Raw genomic sequence first — 235 nt, 5'->3', positions numbered from 1 at the left:
GATGCGGCATAGGCGGGGATGGCCACCGTCGCGACGAGCCCGGCCACCATGGACAGGATCACTGCGCTGCGCAGCGGCTTCGTGTTCCGCCGGAACGACGACGAGTTGGGGGTGGGAGCGGTACGCGCGACCGTCGACGACGCGACAGCGGGCTTCCGCGAGGGGCGGGCGGCGGGTCGGGTGACCGCGGCGCGCGCGCTCTTTCGAGTCTGACCCGTTGCGGGGACCTCGGGCA

Annotated in this window: 1 protein-coding gene; it reads left to right on the top strand. The window is 73.2% G+C overall.

Going from position 1 to position 235, the window contains the following annotated elements; genetic code table 11:
- The first annotated feature begins 48 nt into the window (after positions 1-48).
- A complete protein-coding gene (locus ACZ3GY_RS24820; protein WP_465912491.1) occupies positions 49-213 on the top strand; it encodes a hypothetical protein in 165 nt (54 codons plus the stop codon).
- Positions 214-235: the final 22 nt, after the last annotated feature.

Source organism: Pseudomonas sp. PME37.24/006 (assembly GCF_055556635.1).
This window is presented reverse-complemented; position numbering and strand designations above follow the sequence as displayed.